Here is a 6,135-nt window from a genome sequence, read left to right as displayed (position 1 = left end):
GGCGGCTCTGCCGCGCCCGAAACTGGAGCGACGCCCGGCGCCGATTTTCCCCGCGCGGGAGACCCTGCCACCGGCCCGCTGCACCGACGCCAGCACCTGCGTCACGAAAGGCCGCGCCTGCCGGGCGTGGGTGGAGCGGATGCGCCCCGGCCGAACCCGGAATTCTTCATCCCCGTTCATGTAAAATGCCCCGCACCGCGCGAAAGATCGCGCCGGATCAAAGAGATGACACCTCGACGCGAGGTGCTGAAAATTCCAGAACCTCGCAACAAGACCTAAAAACCCCGGAAAACAGCCACCCCGACCGAGCCGCGATGTGCGGCCTTTTATCCAGCCCTAATTTTTTCAGTCCTTTTCCGGGGTTTTCGTGATTCATTGCCCCTGCTCCACTCCCCGCGTCGAACCCACTCCGGGCACGCTGCGGACATGACCTGCGAAAAGCGCGGACGGAGTGAAAATCCCCCGCCCGGATCGTGATGAAAAGACGCCGTGAGACGATACTGAAAACGCACTTTCGCTGCCGGAAATGAAGAGCGTGGCAGCGGTCCAGTCACGCGCTGGAGTGATAGAAAAATGCATGCTGAACGACGGGTCATCGATCAGCCGGGCGACAGACGCGACGTAGGAAACCGTCTCGGCAGGCAATGGCCGACCAGTCGCCAGATGATCGTCATAGCGACCAGGTCCGGCATTGTAGGCGGCGAGGAATCCCACGTCGCCATAGCGGTCGTGCAGCCATCGCAGATAGGCTGCCCCGGCCGCGATATTGTCGTGCGGATCGAAGGGATCGGCCCCCAGATTGTGCGTGCGCCGGACATCCTTCCATGTGCCGGGCATGAGCTGCATCAGCCCTATCGCACCCGCACTGGACACTGCGTGCGGATCGCCGGCGCTTTCGGCATGGACGACGGCCCTCACCCATGCTGGCGGGATCGCGTTCCGCTCCGCCGCTTGACGCACCAGATCATCCCAATCCTGCGCATGGACAATGGTCGGCGAGAGCGACAGCGCAAGCACGGCCAGCACGCCAGCGGACATGAAAAACCGGGCACTCATTCCCGGCCTCCTGGGCGTTTCACAGGGCGGTTCCAGACCAGTTGCCACTCGCGTCCGCCGCGCCCTGCCTGGAACAGCGTGGCGCGAACCGGCTGTGTGAAAGTGGGATCGTCCAGGACCACGGAAACATACTCGCCGGCGCGCTCCCCGGTGCGTTTCCATCCCGCGCCCAGTTCGGGGCCAGTATCCCCGTCGCCCAGATGGATGCGATAATCCGGCGCATGCTCCGCGCCATTGTTTTCCACTGGCACGAAGATCAGTTCAGCATCCAGCGACAGGGTGCGCACACGCCCGGCAAATCCATCGGCGGTTCGGGTAAAAAATCCGATCTGGCTCATGGGAAAAATCCTTTCAGACAGAATGGGAATGACAGAGAATTCAAGGGCTGAATGACCATTATTGGATGGATGGTTCACCGGGCTTCATGGGCATCATGGGCGGCGCCAGAAGCGGTCGCTCCCGCATCGGCTTGGGCGGTTCCGGAAGGGGATCGAAATGCGGCGGCGGCGGCTCCGCCTCGCCCGTGCGGACATGAACCGGCACCGCGCGACCGATCACAGTATCCATCGGCAGGACACCGAAATACCGCCCGTCCAGACTGGTTGGTACAGCGGCGTTCATGACGAAGACCTGCCCCGGTTCGAGGCGTTGGCAGCCCTGCCAGACCGGCAGCTTCCGACCCCGATGATCGACGGTCTTCGCATCACCGACAGACTTACCGTCGATCGTGACGTGGATGCCGATGCGGCAGACACTCTGGCCCGCCAGCGCTGCCACAGGCTTGAGCAGCGGCACGCCAAACGGCAGGTAGCCGCGCGTTGCCAGTAGCGTCGCCTCGCGCTCCGGCAGGCGGATGGAGACAATGTCGCCGACGCGCACCGGGACTGTGGGCTGGATGCGATACAGCCCGACCGGAACGCTCGCCGTTTCGTTCCAGACCCAGCGCGGCGTGGGATGAAACGCCAGCGAGGTGCCCACGCCGAGCATGGCGAAATACGTGGTGAAGAACCATGCACGCCGGGTCATGACATAGCCCTCCTGCACAGCCACGCCTCGTGGCGTTCGCGCGTGTAGGGACGCGGTTCCTGCACCGCTGTGAGCCGGTGATGCAGATGCCGCCAGTGATCGGGACAGGCGGCCGCAGGATCGATCCCCAGCGCCTCCACGCCGTCGATGGCCTCCAGCACGCGCCGCACCTTTGGCCAGCCGCTCTGGCGCAGAAGGCTCTCGCCACCGGGCTGCACGAACGGCACGGTCTGGCAGGCTTCCTGAACCCCGACCGCGCGCACAATGTCGATGCAGGACACCACGGTCCCGAAATCATTCGCGGCCCACCGAATGAACGCGAACACGCTGTCCGGCGCGAAGCTCATCAGCCTGCGCCGACGGTCGAGAATACGATCCTCGACGGGATGCCCGAAGCGGACCCAATGTTCGATGCGCTTCTCGATCCAGGTCAGTTCGACCGTAGTGAGGGCATCGCCCTTCGACTGGAAAGAACGCGCGGTCATGGGACACCGACCAGGCGATCCGCGACCGCTTCCCGAGCCTTTTCTCCACGCCCCGACCGGGCTGCCGGAAGGGGAGCGAAAAGACCGAAATCCCCTACATAATAAGTTATTATATAAGTTATATAAGTTAAGACGACGATTTTTCCTTCAAAACCAATGGGTTGCGCCGTTTTTCGCCAACGGTCCGACGATGAATCCGCCAACGGTCCCACGATATGATGCGCCGTTGATCCAACGACATGTTTCACATCGTTATCCACAGATCCTGTGGATTGACTCGTTGGAACAGCGCATAAAATCCCCAGTTTTCCGCCAGAAATGACGCGAAACGCATAACCGGGGATGATCTGGCTGACGACAATGGCACGGATTTTCGCGATGAAGTCGCGACGACGGGTCAGGCTGCCTGAGCGTGCGTGCAGTTCCGCCAGATCGAAGCGCCATCCCTCCTTCTGTCGTCCGGCATGCCGACGCGCCAGGCGGTAAAGCCATCGCTCCAGACCGCCACGAAGGCAGAAATAGGCGGGATCAACACTCAGCACGCGCGAGCGATCGCAGGCGGCTTCCATCAGCCAGTCCGGCAGCGTCAGGGCCACGCCATCGTCACGGGATATCCGGACATCACTGATCCAGGTGAACGGTCTTTCCCTCCAGTCAGTGCCCTGGCGGATGTTCGTCATGACTGTTGTCGTGGACAGCCGTTCCAATGCACCACGAAGGCGATGATATTCATGCTGCCCGGAAGCCCAGCCCAGATCCTGAAACAGACGCCATGGTGTGAAGCGCACATGGCGTGACACCCACAATCCATGGTTCAGCGCATCGACGATCTGCCCGGTCAGCCAGATCAGGACGTCGACGTCCCAGACGGTCGCCATACCGCCGGCATTTTCAGCCCGTACTATGATCGCGATATGTCGCGCCTGGTAATCAATCGGGGAGAGGCGCGGCGTTTTTCCCAATGCGAAAAACGGACGTCCCATCAGATCGCGGATGTCGCGGGGCCGAGCCGGTCCCGTGACCACGAAGCGGCGGTCGGGCTGACGCCAGCTATCGGCGGCCGGCATCATCGTCCGGCACTCCGCTGCGCCTTGCGGGCCTTCGCCTGCAATCGCACGATATAGGCGCGGGGATCGGACGGCATGGGAATGCCGCCACCGTCACCCGTGGACAGCCGGACGTTCAGATCAGCCCAGGCGCAGAGGTCTTCCACGGCATAGACGATCCGGCCGCCAAGCTGGCGGTAGAGCGGACCGGTACCGCAGCTCCGGTGTTTTTCGAGGGTGCGGATGGACAGGCCAACGAAATTGGCCGCGTCCGGGGTACGCAGATAGCGCGGTGGCAGTGTTGGCTGGACACGCATGGGGTCTTTCTCCCGTTGGATCGGGCCGCGTGCGGAATGTCGCGGCTCATGGGAGGACGCTGCCGGAGAATCTGGCTTGGGGAGGGATGACAAAGTTCAGGCCGCCAGACTGTCACCCCCCCTGCCTCAGCCCCTGAAGGAGAGCGATGTGACCGCCGTTCTGGTAGAACGCGGCACCGTCGAGATCGCGGTAGAAAGCCCGGTGCCATGAACTGGCGCGCCATTCATTGCGGGACAGATGCAGGATGCGCTCGCTGTAGATGCCCGCCGCGATCCGTCGGACCGCCACACCCATGCGCCGGCCTTCCGCGATGCAGAGCATGCGGATCTGGCGGAGTTTCTGCTGGGGACTCAGGCGCAAGGCGGAGGGAAGAGGACCGGGCGTCTGGCCGGCGAGCAGGCGGCCGACGCGCGCAACGCAGGCCAGACGGGTCGCAAGGTGCCCGTCATCGATGACGAACCAGGTTCCTGGCGCGGCGGGCTGCCGATCGATAACGATGACAATGCGCAGCGGACCCGCTGCGCTGTCCAGCACGAGATGGATGCCATCAGGACCGTCATGTCGTGCCCGCGCGTAGGGCGCGAGCCGGGACAGAATGTCACCCCCGTCGCCACGCACGGCGACCTCCGGCGCGACATCAGGATCCCAGAAAGCGGGGGCAAGCCAGGCGGGGAGATCAGGGGCGACAGGGAAAACGCAACCCCCAGCGACGGGCGAAAGCGCGCCACGCCTCGGCGTCAATCGTGCCCGTCGTCATGGTTGCTGCATGATCGCGCCGGTAGGCCGGATTGTGTCGCAGCCATTCCTGGGCGAGGCCGGCAGAGTCGAGCCTGGCGTAGGCGCGACGAAGGGGTGCGGCATCCCACGGCCGGATTGTCGGCACGTCCCCCTCCCCCGATATGTCATGGATTCGACCCAGTATCCGGTGCGGAACCGGAACGGGTAGTCCCGAAGACTCAGGGAGGTGATCCCGACAATCTCCGGCCTGATCGGGATTATTTGGAAGAGAGAGGAAGATTCAGGCCACGCGGGCGGGAAATGTCGGTTTTTCCGGCATTACGTGATGCGCTCGGCACATCGCTCCGGCGGGTGAGAAACCGTCCGTGTATTATAATACGTAGCGCGATAATACACAAATCGTTCCTATCCTGCGGATGGACATCCGAGGACTTTTCGGCGCGAACGTGAGGCGCCTGCGACGCGCCGCCGGTCTCAGCCAGGAAGCCCTGGCGGAACGGATGGGCGTGGACCGCGCCTATATCAGCTGGATCGAGACCGGGCGCCAGAACGCGACGCTGCTTTCGCTGTGGCACGCGTCACAGGCGCTGGACGTGCGGCCGGCCGCGCTTTTGGACGAAACTCATGTCGCAGTGACCGTGGTGCCAGGCAGTGAGCAACGATAGGCCGCCTCGCGATGGGGAAAGCCCTTCCCGGTTGAACCGGGAAGGGCCAGTGTGGGGTAGTCAGTCCCCGTTGCGCGGGCGCTGGCGGCTCCAGACCAGGTTGTAGGCGCCACCTTCTTCTTCGAAGAGGCTGGCGAAGATCGGACCCGGAAGGGTCGGATCGTCCAGCTTCACGCTGAGATACTCGCGCCAGTCCGTGGTGTGCTTGATCCAGGCGGCCCCGGCTTCGAGTTTGCCGATCTGGACCCGGAAGTTGGGAACATTGTCGCTGGCCCGGTTGGTTTCGGGCACGAAGCGGATACCCCGGATTTTCTGTGTCAGGGTGACGATTTCGCCTTCGTAACCCTCGCCGACCTTTTTGAATGAACCGATGATCATTATCCTGTCTCCTGGTTGTATCGGGCCGCGACCATCTTGGCCTCGATGGCCATCGTCAGCCCGGAGACGACCGGCGGCGCACCTGCTTGCAGGCCGGAGCAACGCGGAGGACGGCGGCACGGAACTTTCTTGCTCCGCGCGGAATGGGCGCAGCCCAGGGGAAGAAAGTTGCAGGCCGCCGTTGCGCCACAGCCGGGCGAGGCGAAGCCGGTCTTCGGGCAGATCGGCCATATCGAGAGGCCATGGTGTGCGGCACCGTCAGCCCTGTGGAGAGACAGGTCAGTCCGTCGTGTTCCATGGCAGGGCGCGGGTTGTCGGGGAATATCCGTTTCCAGACAGAACAGGTCAAACCGTATCCGTCGCCAGGATAACCCGCTGGCTGGTATCATGTTCCCTGCTCTTCCCGATCGACAGGCAGGACGT

The 6,135-nt window shown here is 63.3% G+C and carries 10 protein-coding genes and 1 pseudogene; 1 reads left to right on the top strand and 10 read right to left on the bottom strand.

Annotated features, from left to right (window positions below; genetic code table 11):
* The 9 genes and pseudogenes from HUK82_RS17215 to HUK82_RS13665 all read right to left on the bottom strand — a co-directional run.
* A pseudogene (locus tag HUK82_RS17215) lies at positions 1 to 180 on the bottom strand (relaxase/mobilization nuclease domain-containing protein); the annotation flags it as partial.
* A 192-nt stretch (positions 181 to 372) separates the two neighbouring features.
* Positions 373 to 1,056, bottom strand: a complete 684-nt coding sequence (locus tag HUK82_RS13700) for a lytic transglycosylase domain-containing protein (protein ID WP_176614493.1) — start codon at positions 1,054 to 1,056, stop codon at positions 373 to 375.
* A complete protein-coding gene (locus tag HUK82_RS13695; RefSeq protein ID WP_176614492.1) occupies positions 1,053 to 1,394 on the bottom strand; it encodes a DUF736 domain-containing protein in 342 nt (113 codons plus the stop codon). The genes HUK82_RS13700 and HUK82_RS13695 overlap by 4 nt, the downstream gene beginning before the upstream one ends.
* A gap of 58 nt (positions 1,395 to 1,452) precedes the next feature.
* Positions 1,453 to 2,082 carry a S26 family signal peptidase gene (locus HUK82_RS13690; protein ID WP_176614491.1) on the bottom strand — a complete coding sequence of 210 codons (630 nt, stop codon included), beginning with the start codon at positions 2,080 to 2,082 and terminating at the stop codon, positions 1,453 to 1,455.
* A complete protein-coding gene (locus tag HUK82_RS13685) occupies positions 2,079 to 2,567 on the bottom strand; it encodes a DUF2840 domain-containing protein (protein WP_176614490.1) in 489 nt (162 codons plus the stop codon). Before HUK82_RS13685 ends, HUK82_RS13690 begins: the two co-directional genes overlap by 4 nt.
* Positions 2,564 to 3,637 carry a replication initiator protein A gene (locus HUK82_RS13680; protein WP_176614489.1) on the bottom strand — a complete coding sequence of 358 codons (1,074 nt, stop codon included), beginning with the start codon at positions 3,635 to 3,637 and terminating at the stop codon, positions 2,564 to 2,566. Before HUK82_RS13680 ends, HUK82_RS13685 begins: the two co-directional genes overlap by 4 nt.
* Entirely contained in the window at positions 3,634 to 3,930 is a 297-nt protein-coding gene (locus HUK82_RS13675) for a helix-turn-helix transcriptional regulator (RefSeq protein ID WP_176614488.1), read from the bottom strand. Before HUK82_RS13675 ends, HUK82_RS13680 begins: the two co-directional genes overlap by 4 nt.
* Before the next feature lie 112 nt (positions 3,931 to 4,042).
* Positions 4,043 to 4,549, bottom strand: a complete 507-nt coding sequence (locus HUK82_RS13670) for a DUF2285 domain-containing protein (RefSeq protein ID WP_264802006.1) — start codon at positions 4,547 to 4,549, stop codon at positions 4,043 to 4,045.
* Between the two features lie 58 nt (positions 4,550 to 4,607).
* Entirely contained in the window at positions 4,608 to 4,814 is a 207-nt protein-coding gene (locus HUK82_RS13665; RefSeq protein WP_176614486.1) for a transcriptional regulator domain-containing protein, read from the bottom strand.
* A gap of 271 nt (positions 4,815 to 5,085) precedes the next feature.
* Between HUK82_RS13665 and HUK82_RS13660 the strand changes: the two genes are divergently transcribed.
* On the top strand, positions 5,086 to 5,334 hold the full coding sequence (locus tag HUK82_RS13660; RefSeq protein ID WP_176614485.1) for a helix-turn-helix domain-containing protein: 249 nt from the start codon (positions 5,086 to 5,088) through the stop codon (positions 5,332 to 5,334).
* A gap of 60 nt (positions 5,335 to 5,394) precedes the next feature.
* Here the strand turns inward: HUK82_RS13660 and HUK82_RS13655 are convergent, their stop codons facing one another.
* A complete protein-coding gene (locus HUK82_RS13655) occupies positions 5,395 to 5,712 on the bottom strand; it encodes a DUF736 domain-containing protein (RefSeq protein ID WP_176614484.1) in 318 nt (105 codons plus the stop codon).
* Between the last annotated feature and the right edge of the window lie 423 nt (positions 5,713 to 6,135).

Source organism: Ameyamaea chiangmaiensis (assembly GCF_013376175.1).
Classification (GTDB): domain Bacteria; phylum Pseudomonadota; class Alphaproteobacteria; order Acetobacterales; family Acetobacteraceae; genus Ameyamaea; species Ameyamaea chiangmaiensis.
Note: the sequence above shows the minus strand (reverse complement) of the source record. Positions and strands in the feature narration are given on the sequence as shown.

Coding starts and splice junctions, on each gene's coding strand:
- HUK82_RS13700 (WP_176614493.1), bottom strand. CDS start 1,056: ATGAGTGCCCGGTTTTTCATGTCCGCTGGCGTGCTGGCCGTGCTTGCG.
- HUK82_RS13695 (WP_176614492.1), bottom strand. CDS start 1,394: ATGAGCCAGATCGGATTTTTTACCCGAACCGCCGATGGATTTGCCGGG.
- HUK82_RS13690 (WP_176614491.1), bottom strand. CDS start 2,082: ATGACCCGGCGTGCATGGTTCTTCACCACGTATTTCGCCATGCTCGGC.
- HUK82_RS13685 (WP_176614490.1), bottom strand. CDS start 2,567: ATGACCGCGCGTTCTTTCCAGTCGAAGGGCGATGCCCTCACTACGGTC.
- HUK82_RS13680 (WP_176614489.1), bottom strand. CDS start 3,637: ATGATGCCGGCCGCCGATAGCTGGCGTCAGCCCGACCGCCGCTTCGTG.
- HUK82_RS13675 (WP_176614488.1), bottom strand. CDS start 3,930: ATGCGTGTCCAGCCAACACTGCCACCGCGCTATCTGCGTACCCCGGAC.
- HUK82_RS13660 (WP_176614485.1), top strand. CDS start 5,086: ATGGACATCCGAGGACTTTTCGGCGCGAACGTGAGGCGCCTGCGACGC.
- HUK82_RS13655 (WP_176614484.1), bottom strand. CDS start 5,712: ATGATCATCGGTTCATTCAAAAAGGTCGGCGAGGGTTACGAAGGCGAA.